Annotated in this window: 20 protein-coding genes; all 20 read right to left on the reverse strand. The window is 39.9% G+C overall.

Annotated features, from left to right (window positions below; all coding sequences use genetic code 11):
* Positions 1-34: 34 nt before the first annotated feature.
* Entirely contained in the window at positions 35-2,164 is a 2,130-nt protein-coding gene (locus ACSHXM_RS00325) for a chemotaxis protein CheW (RefSeq protein ID WP_435686695.1), read from the reverse strand.
* Between the two features lie 13 nt (positions 2,165-2,177).
* Positions 2,178-2,942, reverse strand: coding sequence for a protein phosphatase CheZ (locus ACSHXM_RS00330; protein ID WP_435686696.1), 765 nt, complete (start codon positions 2,940-2,942; stop codon positions 2,178-2,180).
* Positions 2,943-2,974: 32 nt separating this feature from the next.
* A complete protein-coding gene (gene cheY, locus ACSHXM_RS00335; protein WP_435686697.1) occupies positions 2,975-3,358 on the reverse strand; it encodes a chemotaxis response regulator CheY in 384 nt (127 codons plus the stop codon).
* Positions 3,359-3,404: 46 nt separating this feature from the next.
* Positions 3,405-4,136 (reverse strand): RNA polymerase sigma factor FliA, encoded by a 732-nt coding sequence (locus ACSHXM_RS00340; protein ID WP_435686698.1) that lies wholly within the window; start codon positions 4,134-4,136, stop codon positions 3,405-3,407.
* Complete coding sequence (locus tag ACSHXM_RS00345) at positions 4,133-4,999, reverse strand: MinD/ParA family protein (protein ID WP_435686699.1); 867 nt, start codon at positions 4,997-4,999, stop codon at positions 4,133-4,135. Before ACSHXM_RS00345 ends, ACSHXM_RS00340 begins: the two co-directional genes overlap by 4 nt.
* Complete coding sequence (gene flhF / locus ACSHXM_RS00350; protein WP_435686701.1) at positions 4,996-6,303, reverse strand: flagellar biosynthesis protein FlhF; 1,308 nt, start codon at positions 6,301-6,303, stop codon at positions 4,996-4,998. The genes ACSHXM_RS00345 and flhF overlap by 4 nt, the downstream gene beginning before the upstream one ends.
* Before the next feature lie 32 nt (positions 6,304-6,335).
* Complete coding sequence (gene flhA / locus ACSHXM_RS00355; protein WP_435686702.1) at positions 6,336-8,435, reverse strand: flagellar biosynthesis protein FlhA; 2,100 nt, start codon at positions 8,433-8,435, stop codon at positions 6,336-6,338.
* A gap of 127 nt (positions 8,436-8,562) precedes the next feature.
* Positions 8,563-9,687: a flagellar biosynthesis protein FlhB gene (gene flhB, locus ACSHXM_RS00360; RefSeq protein WP_435686703.1), complete on the reverse strand. Its 1,125-nt coding sequence runs from the start codon at positions 9,685-9,687 to the stop codon at positions 8,563-8,565.
* Between the two features lie 29 nt (positions 9,688-9,716).
* Entirely contained in the window at positions 9,717-10,496 is a 780-nt protein-coding gene (fliR, locus tag ACSHXM_RS00365; protein ID WP_435686729.1) for a flagellar biosynthetic protein FliR, read from the reverse strand.
* A gap of 34 nt (positions 10,497-10,530) precedes the next feature.
* Complete coding sequence (gene fliQ, locus ACSHXM_RS00370; protein WP_435686705.1) at positions 10,531-10,800, reverse strand: flagellar biosynthesis protein FliQ; 270 nt, start codon at positions 10,798-10,800, stop codon at positions 10,531-10,533.
* A 3-nt stretch (positions 10,801-10,803) separates the two neighbouring features.
* The gene (fliP, locus tag ACSHXM_RS00375; protein ID WP_435686706.1) at positions 10,804-11,562 is read right to left on the reverse strand and encodes a flagellar type III secretion system pore protein FliP; all 759 of its coding nucleotides are present in this window, start codon (positions 11,560-11,562) and stop codon (positions 10,804-10,806) included.
* Positions 11,552-12,064 (reverse strand): flagellar biosynthetic protein FliO, encoded by a 513-nt coding sequence (fliO, locus tag ACSHXM_RS00380; protein ID WP_435686707.1) that lies wholly within the window; start codon positions 12,062-12,064, stop codon positions 11,552-11,554. Before fliO ends, fliP begins: the two co-directional genes overlap by 11 nt.
* Positions 12,024-12,452: a flagellar motor switch protein FliN gene (gene fliN, locus ACSHXM_RS00385; RefSeq protein WP_435686708.1), complete on the reverse strand. Its 429-nt coding sequence runs from the start codon at positions 12,450-12,452 to the stop codon at positions 12,024-12,026. Before fliN ends, fliO begins: the two co-directional genes overlap by 41 nt.
* Positions 12,453-12,479: 27 nt before the next feature.
* The gene (fliM, locus tag ACSHXM_RS00390) at positions 12,480-13,538 is read right to left on the reverse strand and encodes a flagellar motor switch protein FliM (RefSeq protein ID WP_435686709.1); all 1,059 of its coding nucleotides are present in this window, start codon (positions 13,536-13,538) and stop codon (positions 12,480-12,482) included.
* A 44-nt stretch (positions 13,539-13,582) separates the two neighbouring features.
* Positions 13,583-14,125, reverse strand: coding sequence for a flagellar basal body-associated protein FliL (fliL, locus tag ACSHXM_RS00395; RefSeq protein ID WP_435686711.1), 543 nt, complete (start codon positions 14,123-14,125; stop codon positions 13,583-13,585).
* Positions 14,126-14,201: 76 nt separating this feature from the next.
* Positions 14,202-16,421 carry a flagellar hook-length control protein FliK gene (locus ACSHXM_RS00400; protein ID WP_435686713.1) on the reverse strand — a complete coding sequence of 740 codons (2,220 nt, stop codon included), beginning with the start codon at positions 16,419-16,421 and terminating at the stop codon, positions 14,202-14,204.
* A 181-nt stretch (positions 16,422-16,602) separates the two neighbouring features.
* Positions 16,603-17,037, reverse strand: coding sequence for a flagellar export protein FliJ (fliJ, locus tag ACSHXM_RS00405; RefSeq protein ID WP_435686714.1), 435 nt, complete (start codon positions 17,035-17,037; stop codon positions 16,603-16,605).
* A gap of 4 nt (positions 17,038-17,041) precedes the next feature.
* Positions 17,042-18,376: a flagellar protein export ATPase FliI gene (gene fliI, locus ACSHXM_RS00410; protein WP_435686715.1), complete on the reverse strand. Its 1,335-nt coding sequence runs from the start codon at positions 18,374-18,376 to the stop codon at positions 17,042-17,044.
* A 3-nt stretch (positions 18,377-18,379) separates the two neighbouring features.
* Positions 18,380-19,174, reverse strand: coding sequence for a flagellar assembly protein FliH (gene fliH, locus ACSHXM_RS00415; RefSeq protein ID WP_435686717.1), 795 nt, complete (start codon positions 19,172-19,174; stop codon positions 18,380-18,382).
* A gap of 43 nt (positions 19,175-19,217) precedes the next feature.
* Positions 19,218-20,258, reverse strand: coding sequence for a flagellar motor switch protein FliG (fliG, locus tag ACSHXM_RS00420; RefSeq protein ID WP_435686718.1), 1,041 nt, complete (start codon positions 20,256-20,258; stop codon positions 19,218-19,220).
* Between the last annotated feature and the right edge of the window lie 38 nt (positions 20,259-20,296).

The following is a 20,296-nucleotide window of genomic DNA, read 5'->3' on the forward strand; positions in this document are numbered from 1 at the left end:
TAAAAGCCATTGTGTAACACAACTGGCTTAATACTTAAGCTCTTTTAGCCGCATACCTTTTTAGTAATGCCGGTACATCCAATATTAATGCAATGCCACCGTCACTAGTAATAGTTGCACCAGCCATTCCTGGTGTACCTTGTAACAAATCGTCTAAAGGTTTAATTACAACTTCTTCTTGACCAATTAAAGCATCAACAACAAAGCCCAACTGCTGTGTACCTATTTGAACAACAACAACATGTCCTTTGGATTTATCAATTTCATCGGCTCCTGGATTACGAACTAGCCACTCTCTCAGATAGAATAATGGAATTGCCTTTGAACGAACAATCATTGTTAACTGACCATCAACTGTATTCGTTTTACTCACATCCATATTAATAATTTCATTAACCGAACCTAATGGTAACGCAAATGTTTGCTCACCGATTACGATCATTAATGTAGGTAAAATGGCTAATGTAAGAGGAACTTTAATCTCAAGTGTTGTCCCCACTCCCATCTTGGAGTCAATACTAACAGTACCATTGAGTTGGTTGATTTTGGTTTTCACCACATCCATACCAACACCACGGCCTGACACCTCTGAAATCTCTGTTTTAGTAGAAAATCCCGGAGCAAAAATCAAATTAAAAGCTTCGACGTCAGTCATTCTAGCTGCAGCATCTGCATCTAATACACCTCTAGAAATCGCGATTTCCTTCAGCTTGTCTGGATCCATTCCTTTACCATCATCGACAATACTCAGTAGTATGTGATCACCTTCTTGAGATGCAGATAACTTAACGGTTCCCATAGTTGGTTTACCGGCTGCTTTCCTTTCATCTGGCATTTCAACGCCATGATCTACTGAATTTCGAACCAAATGCACTAATGGATCAGCTAATGCTTCCACTAAGTTTTTATCTAAATCGGTTTCCTCACCTTCAAGTTCAAGGGTGATCTCTTTTTTCAAAGTCCGAGCTAAATCTCTTACAACTCTAGGGAATCGTCCAAATACCTTTTTAATAGGCTGCATGCGCGTTTTCATTACAGCGCCCTGTAAATCACCAGTCACAACATCTAGGTTTGCAATAGCCTTAGACATGCTTTCGTCATTTACATTAATCCCTAAACTCAACAAACGATTTCGGACCAACACCAACTCACCAACCATATTCATGATTTGATCTAAGCGTTTAGTATCAACCCTAACAGTGGTTTCACCTTGAGGTGGAGCCGCAGGTTTCTTATCTTCTTTTTTAGCAGGTGCAGCAGGCTTAGCTGGAGCTTTCGCCACCGGTTTTGCTGCTTTTTCAGGTTCTTTTTTAGGCGTCGCTGCTGGCGCAGGTGAAGATTCTTTAACTGGCTCTTTGGGTTTTTCAGCTTTCTCAGCCGGGCTTTTCCCTTTACCATGTAATTCGTCTAACAGAGCTTCAAATTCGTCGTCACTGATATCATCACCTGAAGACGATGCTTGTGGCGCTTCATCAGCTTTGGCCTCAGGCGCGTCATCTTTAGCTTTAAATTGTCCTTTACCATGCAATTCATCTAATAAAGCTTCAAATTCATCATCGCTAATGTCACCATCTGAATCAGCGGCGACTTTCGGAGCTTCTTCTTTTGATGCAGGAGTACCACCACTGCCATGTAATTCATCTAATAAAGCTTCGAACTCATCTTCACTAAAGTCATCACCTGCTTCAGGTGTTTTCTCAGGTTCTGCTTCAGCAACGGGTTCTGGCTCTGATTCGGTAACCTCTTCGGCCTGGATAGGCGCTTCGTCAGCTGTTTCTGGGGCACTTAATCGAGTAAGCGTATCAAGAAGAGGCTGCTCTGCTGCAACTAATGGCTCACCCGCTTTGACTGCATCAAACATGACCACAACTTCATCAGTGGCTTGTAAGATAACATCCATTAGTTCTGGCGTTAGCGTTCGTTGCCCATTACGCATGACGTCAAATACATTTTCGGCACCATGACAAATATCAACTAATTCAGTCAGAGATAGAAATCCGGCACCACCTTTAACAGTGTGATAGCCCCTAAAGATGGCATTAAGTAAATCGGCATCTTCTGGATTATTTTCTAAATCGACGAGCTGTTCTTGTAGTTGCTCTAAAATTTCACCAGCTTCAACTAAAAAGTCCTGAAGTATTTCCTCGTCAACATCAAAAGACATATTTTATGTACCCCTAAAATCCTAGACTCGAAAGCAAATCATCTACGTCATCTTGGTCAGACGCAACGTCTTCTCTACTGTCAGCATCCATTATTGGGCCTTCAGCCTTTATCATATCGGCTTGGTTATCAGATTTATTAGACTTTTCACTTGTCTCTTCTGATTCTTTAACTTCAACGCCGCCGAACATTGTTAACATATAGACTAAATTATCTTCAACTTCCTTAACTAACTCAATAACTCGCCTAATAACTTGACCTGTAATATCTTGATACCCTTGAGCCAACAGAACTTCTGTTAATAAACCACTTAGCTTCTCAGAGTCCTCGGCACCTTCTTTAAAAAAGACATCAATACTATTAACTAGCTTGTTAAACTCACCCAACTCCAACTGTCTTGCCATCAGCTTATCCCATCCGGGTATAAGTTCAACAATTCCCTTTTGAAGTTTTTCAGCAATTGGCATACAAGAATCAACCAAATCCATGGTTTTATTCGCTGCTTCTTCTGTCGTTTCTATGACATAAGTTAATCTAGTTTGAGCATCAGGGATATCTTCGTTTGTCATATTGACAATGCGAGGATCCAATTGAAAATTATTCAATGAATCATGTAATTGCCGAGTGAGTTTGCCAACTTCAGAAAATAATTCTGCCGAATTATTAACTTGAACTTCTTCAAGCAGTTCTTGGGCTGCTTGATTATCACCCGCTTCAATTAAGGATACTAACTTTTTAGCGTCATCTAGAGAGATTGGCGCAATATCTTTGGTAGTCATACAGTCCTTCCTTTCAATCAGGGCAGCCTGAATTAACCAATACGATCAAATATCTTAGCCAATTTCTCTTTCAATGTCGCAGCAGTAAAAGGTTTAATAACGTAACCATTTACCCCAGCTTGTGCCGCTGCAACTATTTGTTCTTTTTTAGCTTCAGCTGTCACCATTAAAACAGGTATATGTTTTAAATTAGCGTCTGCGCGGATTGCTCTAAGCAAATCAATTCCTTGCATTCCCGGCATATTCCAATCCGTGACCACAAAATCAAAGTCCCCCTGTTGCAACATAGGGAGTGCAGTACTGCCATCATCTGCTTCTTGTATATTGGTAAAACCAAGATCTTTAAGTAAGTTCTTAATAATTCTTCGCATAGTTGAAAAATCATCAACAACAAGAATTTTCATATTCTTATCCAAAACCACCTCCAGTGAGGATCCAACCTCATTTAAACACTAATTAATTTTATTTTTCGTTTGACTGCCAAGACTGCATGCGAGATTTTAACTTCAACATGGCTTGACTGTGTATTTGACTTACTCTGGATTCACTAACATCCAATACTTCACCAATTTCTCTCAAATTCAATTCTTCATCATAGTAGAGTGACAAAACAATTGCCTCTCTCTCTGGCAAAGTCGTAATTGTATGGGCCAGAGCTTTCTGAAATGAACCTTGTAATAAATCTTCGAAGGGAGAGTTAGATCCCTTACTACTTTCTGTCGAAATAACATCTTCAGTTACCCCCAGATCTTCAATACCTACTATTTTCCCGGCATTGACTTCATTTAACATCTGGTGATAAGCATCTATGCTAACTTCTAATTTCTCGGCAATATCTACGTCTCGGGCATCACGTCCAGTTTCACGCTCAACCTGATTAATTGCAGCAGTAATAGCTCTGCCATTTTTATGCACTGAACGTGGTGTCCAGTCGCCTTTACGAATTTCATCAAGCATGGAACCACGAATTCGGATCCCAGCAAATGTCTCAAAGCTAGCACCTTTGCTGCCATCAAAGTTTCTCGATGCTTCTAACAAACCAATCATGCCAGCTTGAATTAGGTCATCAACAATAACACTGGCTGGTAACCTTGCAATTAAATGATGAGCAATTCTTTTAACTAAAGGTGCATGCCTTTCTACCAAGTCATTTTTATCGGCAAGTTGTTGATAAGCGGCAGCTTTATTATTCACCTGTTATCGCCCACCGCTTTTTTAGCAACTAATTGTTCTAAAAAGAATTCTAAATGCCCACCTGGCTGGTTTGGAATTGGCCACTCTACAGCTTTTTTAGCAAGACGACGTATTGCCATCGCTGCTGGAGAGGTTGGGTAGGCATCGACTATGGCTTTTTGTTTCCTAACCGACTTACGTACATTTTCGTCAAAAGGTATTACAGCAACTAATTCTAACGCAACATCTAAAAAACGATTGGTGACTTTAGTTAACTTAGAAAAAAGCTCATCGCCCTCTCTCATGCTTCTAACCATATTGGCTACAATTTTAAACCGAAAGATACCGTGATCTTTATTTAGAATTTTTATTAACGCATATGCATCTGTTAAGGATGTAGGTTCATCACAAACAACCATCAAAATATCTTGTGATGCTTTGGAAAAACTCAATACCATATCGGAAATTCCCGCAGCGGTATCGACAATCAACACGTCAATTTGTGACTGTAATTCACTAAAAGCACGAATTAACCCCGCATGTTCTGTAGGCGTTAACTCTGTCATTGACTGTGTTCCTGACGTAGCAGGTGCTATTTTAATCCCGTATGGTCCTTCGACCAAAACCTCATCTAATGTACATTCTCCAGACAAAACATGAGATAGGTTTTTTTCTACCCTTAATCCAAGTAATACATCGACATTGGCTAACCCTAGATCTGCATCTAAGACCATGACACGTTTTCCCTGCTGAGCAAGGGAAATAGCCGTGTTTAAAGTGACGTTAGTTTTACCTACTCCACCTTTACCGCCGGTTACGGCTATTACTTTTATAAGTCTAGATTGATTCATTCTTCTTAAGCTACTCGCCTGGTCCTCAATCATACTGCCACTGCTGCATTTTTAATATTATTTGTGTCAGTATGAATTAATCCGAATTTTTTATAAAGCCTTGCAGCACTAGTAATTAAAAATTTAGTATCTGCTGCTTGTATATCTTCTGGTACTTTCTGTCCGTTAGTCAAATAACAAACCTGTAATTGATTCTCAATTGCGACACTAATCGCTTCCCCTAGACTGTAACACTCATCTAATTTGGTCAATATACACCCTTGCAAAGAAATCTGTCGATACTCTTTAACTGTTTGTTGCATTACACGATACTGGCAATTGGCTTGCATCACCAAATATTTTCTAATGTTAACACAAGATTTTTGTTTAATAGTATCTAACTGTTTGATTAGTCTAGCATCTTTTTGACCAAAACCAGCAGTATCTATTAATACTAATCGTTTATTTCTAAATTGGTAAAGTAAATCAGACAAATCATTCGCATTTTGTGCTTTTTTTACACTACAACCAATGATTTTCCCATAAGTTGCAATTTGTTCGAAAGCTCCAATTCGATAATTATCAATAGTCACTACGGCAACTTGATCTGGACCATATTTTTGCGCTGCTTGAGCCGCTAGCTTGGCCACAGTTGTTGTTTTACCGGTTCCAGTTGGACCCATTAAAGCAACGACACCAGGTTGAGATAAGATATCATCTTGCTTTGTTTGTAATCTATTAGCCAATAGTTTTAGTAAAAATAACCAAGCTTGACGTTCGTCAGCAGACTCAGGGGCATACGCAACCACTTCTTCAGCCAATGAATTTGAAATGCCCATCTGTAATAATTTTTGAACTAAATAACTATGTAGTGGATGTTTCCTATTATTTTCTTGTTCAAGAAGCCCTGATACTTGGAATTGTAGAATGTTTCGCAATGAAGATAGTTCTTGGCGCATTTCTTTCAATGCGCTCTGATCGGCAGTATTTTGACGAACCGGTTCCGGCTTCCTCACTGTAGCTGGAGAATTAGATTGCTCAACTTGAATTTGAGTAGTACTTTCGTTTAACGCAGACTTAGCTTGTTTTTCTAACAGAGCTTTTAAACTGTCGGGACCTGTATCGCCAATAATTTCACTTAAAGTGGGAGTTTTGGAGGGTTGGCTCCCCACACTTTTTGCTTGTTTTTTGGGTAATTCTTGAGTACTGGATTCGGGCTCTTTGTCATAAGCCGCAATAATCTCAATACCATCGGCATGTTTTTTATTCGACATAATGACCGCATCACCGCCTAACTCATCTTTCACTTGTTTAAGCACATCACGCATATCTTTGCCATAAAAGCGTCTAATTTTCACATGTCCCCCTTGTGTACCTGTTGTGTGTCATATTATTGACCCACGGCACTGACTATTTTAATTTGTTTATCATCAGGAATTTCCTGATATGACAATACATGTAATCCACTCACGGCATGTTTTAAGAACTTCGACAATACAGGTCGCAACATGCCCGAGGTTAATAACACAGCTGGTTCTCCAGCTAATTCTTGTTGTTGACTAGCTTCATTTAACGAACCTTGTAAACGCTCAGCTAAACCAGGCTCTATTCCAGCACCGTCAGCCCCACCAGCTTGAAGAGACTGGTGCAACATTTGTTCCAATTCTGGAGCCAAAGTTATGACCGGGATTTCGGCTTCGCCAGCGTTAATTTCCTGCACGATTAAACGCTTAAGGGAGATTCGAACAGCTGATACTAAAACGTCAGGATCCTGACTTTTCGGCCCAAATTCACATAAAGTTTGCACTATGCTACGCATGTCACGAATAGGCACACCTTCATATAATAATGTCTGTAATACTTTCACCACTGTGCTTAGTGGCAATACGTCAGGTACTAAACCTTCTACCAATTTGGGACTTTGTTTAGCCAATAAATCTAATAACTGTTGAACTTCTTCATGTCCTAATAATTGATAAGCATTATTAGTCAATAATTGGCTAAGGTGGGTAGCAACCACAGTTGCCGCATCTACGACTGTATACCCTAACGTTTGGGCATGTTCTCTTTGATTTCCTTTGATCCATACAGCTTCTAAACCAAACGCGGGATCAGTAGTAGCTTTACCTTCAAGCTTACCAAACACCTGTCCGGGGTTAATGGCTAACTCATCATCATGGCTCAGTTCAGACTCGCCAACAGTGACCCCCATCATAGCTATGGTGTAATTATTCGGGCTTAGATCAAGGTTGTCTCGAATATGTACAGGAGGGATCAAAAAACCTAATTCTTGAGAAAGTTTCTTACGTACACCTTTGATGCGCGTTAATAGTTCACCACCTTGTGCTTTATCAACCAAAGGGATTAACCTGTAACCAACTTCTAGGCCAATAGTGTCAACATGTTGCACATCATCCCAACCTAGTTCTTTTATCTCTTGAGGTTGCTGGCTTTGCTCAGGTAGGTTTGCTAATTCTTCAGGTTCATTAGCCTTCTTTTCTGCAGCCCAGTGGCTGTAATAAGCGAAACCTGCTACAACCGCACTAAATCCTAAAAATGCCACATGGGGCATACCAGGTACAATACCCATTACAAATAAAATGCCAGCGGTAATATACAGAGCTTGCTGATTTCCCAACTGCTTAGTTAATTCTTGCCCCATCTCCTGTGAGTCATTTTCACGTGTGACAATTATTGCTGTGGCAACAGATAATAAAAGAGAAGGTATTTGCGCAACTAAGCCGTCACCAATAGTTAACAAAGTATAAATTTCAATGGCGTCGGAAAATGCCAAGTCATGCTGGATCATGCCAATAAACAGTCCACCCACTATGTTTATTAACATAATGAATAGACCCGCAACGGCATCACCTTTTACAAATTTAGATGCACCGTCCATTGAGCCATAAAAATCAGCTTCAGAGGTTATTTCAAGACGACGTTTACGGGCCTCATCTGAATCAATAAACCCTGCATTTAAATCCGCATCGATTGCCATTTGTTTACCGGGCATAGCATCCAATGTAAAGCGAGCACTCACTTCAGATATACGTCCAGCACCCGCTGTCACCACTTTAAAGTTAATAATGAGTAGTATGGCAAATACCACTATACCTACGGCATAGTTGCCGCCGATAACCACTGCACCAAAAGCTTCGATAACCTTACCGGCTGCCGCCCCACCTTCATGGCCTTCTAATAACACTATGCGAGTTGAAGCCACATTTAATGCAAGTCGCAGTACTGTAGCAATCAATAAAACAAGAGGAAAAATACCAAAATCAACTGGCTTTTTGGTAAACACTGAAACCAAAATGACAACAAGCGACAAGGCTATATTGAAACTAAATAATATATCTAACAGAAATGCTGGCATGGGTAAAATAACCATGCCCATAATGGCCAATAGAACAATAGGAGCGCCAAGCCCAGAAGCAGCGTTCTTGAAGTGTTTTTTATCGAACCTATTTAAATAAGAAGTTAATTCCATAAACGAAAAATTGACGCTTTCTGTATTTATTTACGATTAACCTTAGTGATAGCAACTACCAAGCCAATTCGTTGAAAACACTTTAATTAGTGCGTTTCATGCACAGCATTGATTAAACTTTCTTAGGTTATCGTCTTAACTCAGGTGGGATAGGTAAATCTTTTTGTAAGGGATCAGGTTTTTTGCCTTTACCATTTTTATAAGCTTTTAATTGATACACATAAGCCAATACTTGTGCCACAGCCATAAATAATTTTTCGGGAATTTCATGTTCAGCTTCGGTCGAATAATAAATAGCCCTAGCTAACATTGGAGATGCAATGATAGGCACGTCATTACCGTTGGCTATTTTACGAATGTGCATAGCGAGCTCATCAACACCTTTGGCAACTAAAGTGGGAGCTTTAGTACCATTTTGATCGTATTTTAATGCCACTGAATAGTGAGTCGGGTTAGTCACGACAACATCCGCAGTGGGTACTTCTTGCATCATACGGTTTGCAGCGGCTTGATATTGTAATTTACGAATTCGCCCTTTTACTTGCGGATCACCATCCGCATTTTTTCTTTCGTCTTTGACTTCCTGTAAGGACATCTTCATTTCTTTGTTATGTTTATAACTTTGATAAGGCACATCAAAAGCGGCAATTGGAATTAACGCACAACAAAGAATTAAAAAACTCCAAGAGATTAACTCTAACGCATGAAATAAATTAAGTGGATATAGTTCCATATCTAAGTGTAATGCTTCGTCCCTAAATATATTTAGAGCAACATAAGCCATGGCTGCGACGACAAAAAACTTGGCGATAGCTTTAAGTAATTCAACCAAACTATTCATACCAAACATTCGTTTGAATCCAGCGATGGGGCTAATTTTTTGCGCTTTGGGCGCCGCGGCTTGCCAAGTGAAATTATAACCACCCAATGCGATATTACCGTAGATCCCGGCTATGGTTACTATCACCATGTATGCCAACACTGGAAAACTAATCGTTTCAAATGCATACCCCCATGCTTGAAACATATGGGTTAAGTCATAAGTTTCGTCCCGAGATAAAGTGAAAGTACGTTGAGTCACCTCAAATATGGCACTGGCGATTTCTGAGCCCATAAAAATAAAAGAAATGGCACTAAAAACTAGGACCAGCGTAGTAGATAACTCTTTAGAGCGAGCAATTTGGCCTTTTTTTCTGGCATCCGCGGTTTTTTTCGCGGTGGGTTCTTCTGTTTTTTCGTTACTATCAGCCATGTTCAACCCTCCCTAAATTAAATTCACTATCATGGACACACTAGGACAAGTTGACACATCATGGTTTGTGCCCTGTCCCACATCACAGTGAAATGGTGAGTTAAGTTATCTAAGGTTAACCAAATTATCAGTAACCCCATAATTTGTGCGATTGAAAATCCAATACTAAAAATGTTCAATTGTGGAGCCGCTTTGGTCATCACACCAAATGCTAGGTTAACAATAAGCAATGACACAATAGGAGCTAACGACAAAGTTAAAGCCGAAATAAACATCCAACCGGCCCAATGAGCTATATCTCTAAACTGTTCAGGTGCAAACCATGCCTCGCCAATTGGGAAAGCCTCAAAACTCAAAACAATCATACGGATCATGGCTAAATGTCCGTCTAAGGCCCAAAATAATAGGGTAGCTAAGATTAAATAAAACTGTCCTACAGCCGGCACATTGATCCCATTTACCGGGTCAACAATAGATGCAAAACCTAAACCTGTTTGCATGGCAACTACCTGACCAGCCAACACAAAGGTATTCAACACCATATTAGATATAAACCCTAAGGCCACACCTATTATGATTTGTTGGATGACTAATAAAAAAGTACCGACAGAAACCAACTCAACTACTTTAACTGGAGGAATTACCGGGATAATCAATACCGCTAAAAACAATGTTAACAAGGCTCTGGTTGTATTGGGAACACTCTTAGCACTCAGTCCGACCATAGCGGCAAATAAACCTGAAATGCGCATAAATGGCAGTAATAAATCAGCCATATATTGCATGATGGTTTCAATTTCTACAGCCATCATCTAAAGCACCTCAACGATAAAAAACACGGAGTTACCCAACAACCTCAGGAATACGCTCAACCATAGTAAAGGTAAAGTCCATTAGTTTATTAACCAACCAATGCCCTCCCCAACTAAGTGCCAGCAGTGTCACAATTAATCGAGGTAAGAAACTCATGGTTTGTTCGTTAATAGAAGTCGCCGCTTGAAACACCGCAACAATTAAACCGACAAAAAGACTGGGGAGAATAATGGCCGAGACGAGAATTATGACCATTTGTAATGCTTCTTTGAGTATTTCTACAAACGTTTCTGGACTCATAGGTCAGACTCCCATTCCAAAACTGTTAGCTAACGTACCAAATATCAGGTTCCAGCCATCAACCAATACAAATAACATTAATTTAAAGGGTAATGACACAATCATAGGCGAAAGCATCATCATACCCATTGCCATTAATATTGAGGCCACTACTAAATCTAAAATCAAAAATGGAATAAATAACATAAAACCAATTTGAAACGCGGTTTTTAACTCACTGGTAACAAAAGCGGGGATCAACACGTTCATAGGCACATCTTGCGGATCTTGGAACTGGTCTTCCATACCACCAATTTGCACGAAGGTTTCTAAGTCTTTCACCCTAGTCTGCGACAACATAAAAGCCCGCAAAGGTTCTTTACCCAATTCATAAGCTTGAATTGAGGTGATTTCTTCATTCAAATAGGGCTGTAATGCGGTTTCATTTATCTTTTCAAATACGGGAGCCATAATGAACATAGATAAAAATAAACTCACACCAACTAATATTTGGTTTGAAGGTGATTGCTGTAGACCTATAGCCTGACGCAATATAGACAAAACTATTATTATACGTGTGAATGAAGTCATCATCATGATAAAAGCGGGCAATAAACTCAGCGACGTCATGATAGCCACAACTTGTAATGTCATGGTGTAGTCTTTACTACCATCAGCGTTATCGGTCAAAGTTAACGCAGGGATCCCAGGTTCAGCTAACACAGACGTACTAATCAAAGTTAATAAGACAAAAAGTCCCACCTTGATGAACTTATCTTTCATGCTTATCTCCTTGATCTTTGGCGCTAACATCGGTGTTCTTTTGGAGTGCTGGGTTTAGTTTTCCAGCCATGAGAGTGGTTAATTTATCTTTAAATTTATCGTTATTATTTGCAGGAGAAGAATCTAAGTTTTTATCCAGCTTTGCTAAATGATTAATGTTCTGAGCTGTCACACCTAATAAATGTTGCTCGTCTCCCACCTGAATCACTAGAACACGTTCTCGCGTTCCTGCCATTATTGAAGTGACAACTTTAAGTTGAGATGTACCTGAAGAAGTGACATTAAACCGACGCATTACAAACGCCAGCATAAAAACAACCGCAATAACCAGCAATAAAGAAAGGAAAATTGACACTATTGAAGTTGGGTTAGAGAAGCTTTCTGGCTCTGCATGAGCACTAAAAGGGAGTATAAAACATGCAGCCAGAGTGAACCAACCCCATGTTTTATATGAGTTTTGTTTACCTAAGCTTTTTGATTCTTTCCAGTTGACTAATAACATCAGTTAATCGAATACCAAATTTATCGTTGACCACTACTACTTCTCCATGAGCAATCAACGTGCCATTTACCAAAACATCTAATGGCTCACCAGCAACTCGGTCTAATTCAACAACAGAACCTTGGTTTAATTGGAGTAAATTTCGGATGCTAATATTACTTCTGCCGACTTCCATAGAAATAGTGACAGGAATATCTAAAATGGTATCCAATTTACGTTTTTCTTTAGGCGTGATCTCTTGGTCTTCTTCCAATTCATCTAATTCAGCGACTTCTGCACCTAAACCAAATTCGTCAGAACTAGCAGCCTCTTCACCATCTTTGGCTTCTTCATCAGCTTGCTCAGCCATAGCTGCAGCCCAATCATCTAAACCGTCTTCTTCACTCATAATTTTGCTCCATACAGGCTAAAGGTGCTACAAATCATCTTCTAGAGTTTGTAGTTCAGCGTCACTATCAATTCGGCGACCGCCTTTGGTTAACAATTGCAGCTCTGACTTCACTGAAGTCGGCCGCGGGATTTTTTCAGTAATCTTTAAGGCGACATTATCTCTAGAACGTCCCATTTTTGCCCTAAAAGTAGGTAAGTCTTCAATAAGCACTGTTATATGCTCTGGCATTTCAATAGGGATTATATGTCCAGGTTCTAAATCCATAACCTCTTGAAGTGATAATTCTACATCCATCATATGGGTAGATAGCGCCACTTTTACATCCATGATTTCGTCGCGAAGCGCTTTACTCCAACGTAAATCAGTATCTTCTTTATCACTTTGCACACCCGCATCTAATAATTCACGGATGGGTTCTAACATTGAATAAGGCAATGACACGTGGAAATCACCACCACCACCATCTAATTCAATATGAAATGAACTGATAACAACCACTTCTGTTGGGCTGACGATATTTGCCATAGCTGGGTTTACTTCTGAATCTAAGTATTCAAAAGAAACGTCCATCACTGGAGCCCAAGCTTCTTTATAATCTTCAAAAATTAATTTGAGCAACATTTGGATAATACGGCGTTCAGTAGGCGTAAATTCACGACCTTCAATTTTGGCGTGATAACGGCCATCTCCCCCAAAAAAGTTATCAACTAAAATGAATACTAGTCGAGCTTCCATGGTGATAAGCCCTGTGCCTTTTAACGGACGAAAACGAACCATATTTAAACTTGTAGGTACAAATAAAGTATGGATATATTCGCCAAACTTGGTCATTTGAATACCGTTAATCGAAACCTCAGCTGATCGTCGCATCATGTTAAATAGACTGACTCGCATATGACGTGCAAATCGTTCATTTACAATTTCAAGCGTTGGCATTCGCCCACGAACGATTCGATCCTGAGAAGAAAAGTCATACTGCATCGCCGAACCATCAGATTCAACATCGCCTACTTCTTCTTCTTCAACATCATCAACACCATGTAGTAGCGCATCAATTTCGTCTTGGGATAATAAATCGCTCACACTAATTTCTCACTTTCGTTATTAGCATTATATTATTAGTCGTATCATTGCATGACAAAGCCAGTGAATAATACTTCTTCAATCACTTTGTTTCCGGTAATGTCCACCAAAGTTTTTTGCACTTCAGTCAAAGCACTTTCACGAATGGCAATTTTTCCAGCTTCCGTCACTAAATCATCAGCATTAGCCGTACTAAACGTTCTTAATAATGCTCCTTCAATTAAAGGAATATGCATTTTAGCTTCTTCTTCGTTATCCGAACCACGCATCATTAACTGCACTTTAATTTCGACTAAACGGTCACGGGTTGAGCCTGGTACATTAAAAACAAACGGTCTAGGCATGCCAACATACAAAGCACTACCTGTTTTAACCGTTGAAGAAGAAAGAGGCTCTCCCTCAGCACCTGCATCTGGATCAAACTCATCTTCAAGCATTTCTTCTGATGTAACCGGTTCATCAGAGCCCATTAAAAAGAAATAAGCAGCGCCACCGCCAGCAATTAAAACCACAACAGCAATAATGATAATTAGTAGCTTGCCCTTCTTTTTGCCACCTTCTTCCATTTGTAATTCTTCTTCAGCCATGACCTGCTCTCAATTTATTTAGTATATTCTTCATTATCATCTGCAAATGACAATAGGCAAAGCAGTTTGTAAGTAATTAGGCAAAATAATCAATCCCACCTAACGATCCGTTCACCACTCTTTGTTGTATTTCACTATGCTCCGCTGCGTCTACTTCTTCGTTTTCTTCATTTACAGAGTTTGCTTTACCTGCCAATTCACCTTGTTCTTTTTGTTGTTGTGTTCCGGATTCTTGTTTAACAGAAGATTGTCCGAGTTCAATGCCTTTTTCGGCTAACATTTCCCTTAATCTAGGTGTCGCATTATCCATGGCCTCACGAGCATGTTGTGATTGCACCACAAAATTAACTGTCGCCGAATCTCCCGACATCGCGACTTTGACATGAACAGAGCCTAAGTCCGCGGGATCTAGTCGAATTTCAGCCACTAAATTTCTACTATTTGCCATCCAGCGAACTTTTTCGGCTAGCTGCTGTAATCCTTCGGGCTTAGCTATGTTCACCGCTTTCTCAAACTTAGTTTCTAATTGGCTTATTTGTGTTTGTTTAGTTTGTTCGCCTTGAATTTGAGATACATCTCTTAACATTGCGTTATAAGTTTGTGACTGAGCAGGTAATTGCTGTTCAATACTGCGGTTCAAACTCGATGAAAAATCTATTAATTGAGAAATACCGTTTAATACTTGTTCACTGTTATTTGCTATCTTAACGTTAGGGTTAGATTCAATTACTTTGTTCAGGGACTCGCTCACCAATGATTTTAAATCCATCCCTGGTTCACGGCCTTGTGATAATTGAGACTTAAATTCAGACACACCTGATTTCAACGCACCTATAAACTCTTTTATCGGAGATGAAGCGTTACTGACTAGATCTGATAGTTCGGATTTAGCCACATTGTCTAACGTGGCCGTTAGTTTATTTTCTGTGACTTGCTCAGATCCTAACAATTGTTTAGCAATATTAGTCAGCACCGCGTTTTGTTTAGCTTCGGGTAAGTTTGCTATAATTTTTACCACAGAAGGTTTAACCGCAGCATCAGTCACGACTGTGTTTATTTGTTCTGTTATAACGCTGTTTTCACTTGCTGATATTGAGTTTTTAACCTTGTTGTTTGTATGTGGGACTAGATCCTGAGTTTCATCGGATTTCTGATTGTTCAAAAAGTTACTTTGTTCTAATAATAAAGATTCATCAGCAACCAAGTTCTCTTCTGGCGTATTAGATTCACCTACAACTGAGGTCTCTTCTGGTGCATTATTTTTCGCGGCTTCTAAATTCAAAAGAGAGGCTAACAACGCTATATTTTTATCGGATTGTAAAAGCGACTCTGCATCGATAGATTCAACTCGTTGTAAGTCCCCCCCGGTCACGTCGGATTGTTCTTGATTAGTCAGACTATTGATTGCACCTAACACCTGCTTTAACACGTCAGGTTGTTTAATCATCTCTTCAAGGGAAAATTGTATTTTTTCGTCAGAATCTAATTTAGCTTTTGGTTTAGAAGAATCATCATTGGATAACCCTGCTAATAATTTCTTTACAATCTCATCTACCGCACCTTCATATTCACTTGTGTTTTCAACAGAAGCTTTAGCGACTAGGTGGTTTTCTTCAATTTGTTTATTTACAACTGGCTTAACAGAAGCCTCAGCCAAACTCGAAAGTTTTTGTAAGTTACCCACTAAATCGACCCATTCATTCGCATTCGTACTTTGGGTAATAGCCTTGTCAGATGAAGTCTTTTCCTCTAGATAGGTCAAGATTTGAGGCTCTTGTGTACTGATACCAATCGTTTTTTTATTAACAGGTTCCTGGGCTGATTGGTTGTCGATTAACAGAGTTGAATCACTATTTTGTTCATTAACAAATTCAGTAGGCTCTTGAAGTGCAAATTTATCTTCATTTTTTGACTTACTAAATTCTTCGGTTTTTGGCGTACTACTTTCTTCGGCTTTAGCCTTTTTTTCATCTGCAGTTTTACTTTGAGCGGCTGTACTTTGACTAGAAGCATTTTGACTGGGAGCATATTGAGATTGTACTTCCGACTCGGTTTTTTGTGCCTCTTCTTGCTCGGAAGCTTTTTTGGCCGAGCTTACAGTGGGCTTATCCACTTTATCTGCATTATCATGATTATCTTTTTTAGATGGTGTGCTAAGTGCAAATTCTTTGCGTTGTTGGTCCTGCAACATTTGTTCAAAATCTTGGCTTAAGCCAGAATCCAATTGCAGTTCTTGACCAACACTTGTGGCAATAGCGGCAATTTCTGATTTTGTAGTGGCAACTTGTTGCATCATTCTAAACACATCCTTCAAATTAAAGATGACTAGTTAACTTATTAATTTTTATGACTTTTAATCTAAAACATCGAATAAGTAACATCACATTGATATAATTTGAACAAAACTATAATGAGTAATTTTGTTCTATGTGATGAATAGAGCAAAGACTATTCCAACTCTATTAAAATCTATTATTTTAACGACGAATAAACTTTTGAATGGACATTTCATCCAACATCATTTGTTCTTCTTTTTGTTCTAACTTCAGTTTGGCTAACGCTTGTTTTTCTAATAACATTTCCACCGCTTTTCTTTTTTGTTGTTGTTTTAACCATTGTGATTTGCGTTGATCAGCGACCACAACAGCTTGATTTACATTCTGCATTTGCAATTCACAAGCTTTATCTAGCTTTCCGATAAATTGCTGATGCTGACTAAAAGTTTGACTGCCTACACCTTCAGTGGCTTTAACTTGTGCTTGGCGCAAATAATCTAGGCGATAATCTTCTAATCCTGATAACTTCTGTTTGTTTTCCAAAGCATAATGTTGAGCGACTTGGAAATCCTGACTTAACTTTTGTTCTTTCTGGCGTTCCCAATCGGCTACTAGTTGTAATTGTGAATTCGACATAAAATTAACCTGTTCCTAAACCGCCACTCAATGTGGTCATGGATCCTACACTTTGTTCAAAATCTAAAATTTGCTGCATACCTTGTTGTAAAAATGCGTTAATGGCTGGTTCTGCATTGATCGCTAAATCAACTCGAGGGTCAGTACCTTTGGTATAAGCTCCGATGTTTATTAAATCTTTATTTTGCTGATAGTTTGAATACACCTGACGCACACGTCTGGCATTTTGAACATGCTCTTCAGACACCACCATAGGCATAACACGGCTTATCGAAGCTTCGATATCAATCGCAGGATAATGTCCGGAATCAGCTAAGTTTCGAGATAACACTATATGCCCATCTAATATTGCTCTTGCAGCATCAGCAATGGGATCCTGTAAATCATCTCCTTCGGTTAACACAGTGTAAAATGCGGTAATAGAACCTTGATTTTCATTGCCATTACCAGCTCTTTCTACCAAAGCGGGTAATCTTGCAAATACTGACGGTGGGTATCCTTTGGTTGCAGGTGGCTCGCCTACAGCCAAGGCTATTTCACGCTGTGCCATAGCATACCGAGTTAATGAATCGATAAGCAGCAACACATTTAAACCTTGATCTCTAAAATACTCGGCAATGGTGACCGCGGTTTCACAACCTTTTAATCGCATCAGTGGAGAGGTGTCTGCCGGAGACGCGACAACAACAGATTTTTGCCGCTCCTCTTCACCTAAAATATCTTGGATAAACTCTTTTACCTCTCGGCCCCTTTCACCGACTAAGCCAACCACTACAACATCGGCTTTGGTGCCGCGGGTCATCATGCCCATCAACACACTTTTACCCACACCAGAACCTGCAAACAAGCCCATTCTCTGTCCTGTCCCCACTGTAATCATCGAGTTTATGGCGCGAACACCAACGTCCAAAGGCTGCGTAATGGGTTTTCGATTTAATGGATTCATTGGAGGGCGAGTAAGAGGTACTCGTTTTTCTGCTTTAATGGGGCCTAGACCATCTAAGGGTTGTCCATTTCCATCAACAACCCGGCCTAATAACTCCATACCTACTGCCAATCCCTGTTCTCGATTTAAAGGTTGTACTCGAGAGCCTGGCACGATCCCTTTGACGGCTTCAGTGGGCATTAAATAAGTAATGTTTTCAGCAAAACCAACCACCTCTGCTTCGATTTCACCTTCAATGGTTTGCACCAAACATTGGCTGCCCACAGGCATTTGACAGCCCACGGCTTCCAACGTTAAACCAATACCTCGTACAAGCTTTCCGCTGGCAACAATCGGCGATTGTGGGATCTGTTGTTGCAAACTTTTAATCTTGCTCAATAAGGAAGTCGTCATACCTTAATCGTCACTCTGCTCAACGTGACTTAATCCTTGTTCCAACAAAAACTTATCAAGAATATCTTTAACTCGGCGTTCTACACTGACGTCGACTGCATTTGACTGCGTGATAATTTCGCAGCCCCCCGCCGATAACTCAGCAGATTCAATTAGTTGCCATTTATGCTGGGTGATTTCGTCTGCGCTAAAATGATTTTTGATTAACTCAATATCAGAAGGATTAAGGTGTACCTGATAAAATTTTTCTTGAATGGGTAACGCTTTGAGGCCCTCTCTGAGCGCCTGAAATATCAAATCAGAATTGGATTTTACTTCACTACGAATAACTGATTTCGCTAAGCTAACAGCCAGTAACACCAATTCTTGTTCTAACTCTGCATCTACTTTTGCAACTGGGCTTTGTAAACTTTCCAGTAAACTTTGCCATGCTTCTTTATTTTCTTCAGACTGCTGTTCACCGGTAGCAAAACCTTGGGCCGTACCTTCTTCCAATCCTTGAGCAAAACCAGCTTCTTTTCCTTCGGCTAATCCTTCATCATGTCCTTGAGCTCTGCCTTCTTCTTTACCTTCAGCAAAACCTTCAGCATGAGCTGCTGTGCGGATAGCTTCTATCTCTTCAGCAGTAGGGGGAAGTATTTCTTCTTCCTCTTCGGGAGGTTCATACTTCCAATCAGAACGACGATTCATCGCATTCGTTACACTGGGATCAGATTGCTGACTATCCTCACCAACGTAAGGAAATTCCCATGCTTGAATGTCTTCGTCAACTGATTCTGGTTCTTGCTCTTCAGTCATAAATATCACACACCAATATGTCTACTTTTGTTGCAATAATGAATTATAAGAATTCATCACCGCCGCCACCGCCTAGCATAATTTCGCCTGAGTCTGCCAATCGTCTAGCCACCGATAAAATTTCTTTCTGAGCTGTTTCAACTTCACTAATACGAACAGGTCCCATAGCTTCCAAGTCATCAATAAGCATGTCTGCAGCACGTTTCGACATGTTTTTAGTAATTTTATTTTTAAGTTCGTCTTCCGCACCTTTAATGGCTTTAAGCAGTGCATCTTGTTGAACTTCACGCAGAATAGCTTGCATGGCTCGGTCGTCTACATCTGATAAATTATCAAATACAAACATAAGATCCTGAATTTGCTGGCTCATTTCTTCGTCTTGTTCACGAATAGCATCCATTAACTGACCTTCAATATTAGTATCTAGGTAGTTCATGATATCTGCTGCAGATTTCAAGCCGCCCATTTTAGCTGCTTGGGTACCTGCTTGTCCGGCAAACTGTTTCTCCATAATTTCGTTCAATTCTTGAAGTGCTGCAGGCTGTACTTCTTCTAAATTAGCCACTCGCATCATCAAGTCTAGTCGTACTTTTTCAGGGAACTGACTTAAGATTTCAGCTGACTGTTCTGCCTCTAAATAAGACATAACAATAGTTTGGATCTGAGGGTGCTCATTTCGAATGATACTAGCCACCTGTTTAGAATCCATCCATTTCAATGAATCTAAACCTTTGGCGCCAGAACCCATCAAGATTTGGTCGATCAAGTTTGCGGCTTTATCTTCACCAAGAGCAGACGTTAATGCCCGTTTCACAAAGTCTGTACTTTGGAAACCTATGGTGCTGTAGTTCTGTATTTCTTCGATAAAATGTTTATGCACAGCAGTAATCTTTGGCTGTGTCATATCATCTATTTGAGCCATAGCTTGGCCCAACTTCTGAACTTGTTTAGGTTCTAAATGTTTCAGAATTTGGGCAGCATCGTCTTCAGTCAAACTAAGCAACAAGATCGCTGCTTTATCGACCCCTTCTAGTTTTCCGACGTCGTAACTGGACTCTTCAACCTGTTCATCTTCTTCTGCCACAGTTTAATCCTCAATCCTGAAACAAAATGTTAGGCAAT

Origin of the sequence: Paraglaciecola sp. (genome assembly GCF_051252315.1) — a bacterium.
GTDB lineage: Bacteria > Pseudomonadota > Gammaproteobacteria > Enterobacterales > Alteromonadaceae > Paraglaciecola.

Coding starts and splice junctions, on each gene's coding strand:
- ACSHXM_RS00325 (WP_435686695.1), bottom strand. CDS start 2,164: ATGTCTTTTGATGTTGACGAGGAAATACTTCAGGACTTTTTAGTTGAA.
- ACSHXM_RS00330 (WP_435686696.1), bottom strand. CDS start 2,942: ATGACTACCAAAGATATTGCGCCAATCTCTCTAGATGACGCTAAAAAG.
- ACSHXM_RS00345 (WP_435686699.1), bottom strand. CDS start 4,999: ATGATTGAGGACCAGGCGAGTAGCTTAAGAAGAATGAATCAATCTAGA.
- flhA (WP_435686702.1), bottom strand. CDS start 8,435: ATGGAATTAACTTCTTATTTAAATAGGTTCGATAAAAAACACTTCAAG.
- flhB (WP_435686703.1), bottom strand. CDS start 9,687: ATGGCTGATAGTAACGAAAAAACAGAAGAACCCACCGCGAAAAAAACC.
- fliR (WP_435686729.1), bottom strand. CDS start 10,496: ATGGCTGTAGAAATTGAAACCATCATGCAATATATGGCTGATTTATTA.
- fliQ (WP_435686705.1), bottom strand. CDS start 10,800: ATGAGTCCAGAAACGTTTGTAGAAATACTCAAAGAAGCATTACAAATG.
- fliP (WP_435686706.1), bottom strand. CDS start 11,562: ATGAAAGATAAGTTCATCAAGGTGGGACTTTTTGTCTTATTAACTTTG.
- fliO (WP_435686707.1), bottom strand. CDS start 12,064: ATGTTATTAGTCAACTGGAAAGAATCAAAAAGCTTAGGTAAACAAAAC.
- fliN (WP_435686708.1), bottom strand. CDS start 12,452: ATGAGTGAAGAAGACGGTTTAGATGATTGGGCTGCAGCTATGGCTGAG.
- fliL (WP_435686711.1), bottom strand. CDS start 14,125: ATGGCTGAAGAAGAATTACAAATGGAAGAAGGTGGCAAAAAGAAGGGC.
- ACSHXM_RS00400 (WP_435686713.1), bottom strand. CDS start 16,421: ATGATGCAACAAGTTGCCACTACAAAATCAGAAATTGCCGCTATTGCC.
- fliJ (WP_435686714.1), bottom strand. CDS start 17,037: ATGTCGAATTCACAATTACAACTAGTAGCCGATTGGGAACGCCAGAAA.
- fliI (WP_435686715.1), bottom strand. CDS start 18,376: ATGACGACTTCCTTATTGAGCAAGATTAAAAGTTTGCAACAACAGATC.
- fliH (WP_435686717.1), bottom strand. CDS start 19,174: ATGACTGAAGAGCAAGAACCAGAATCAGTTGACGAAGACATTCAAGCA.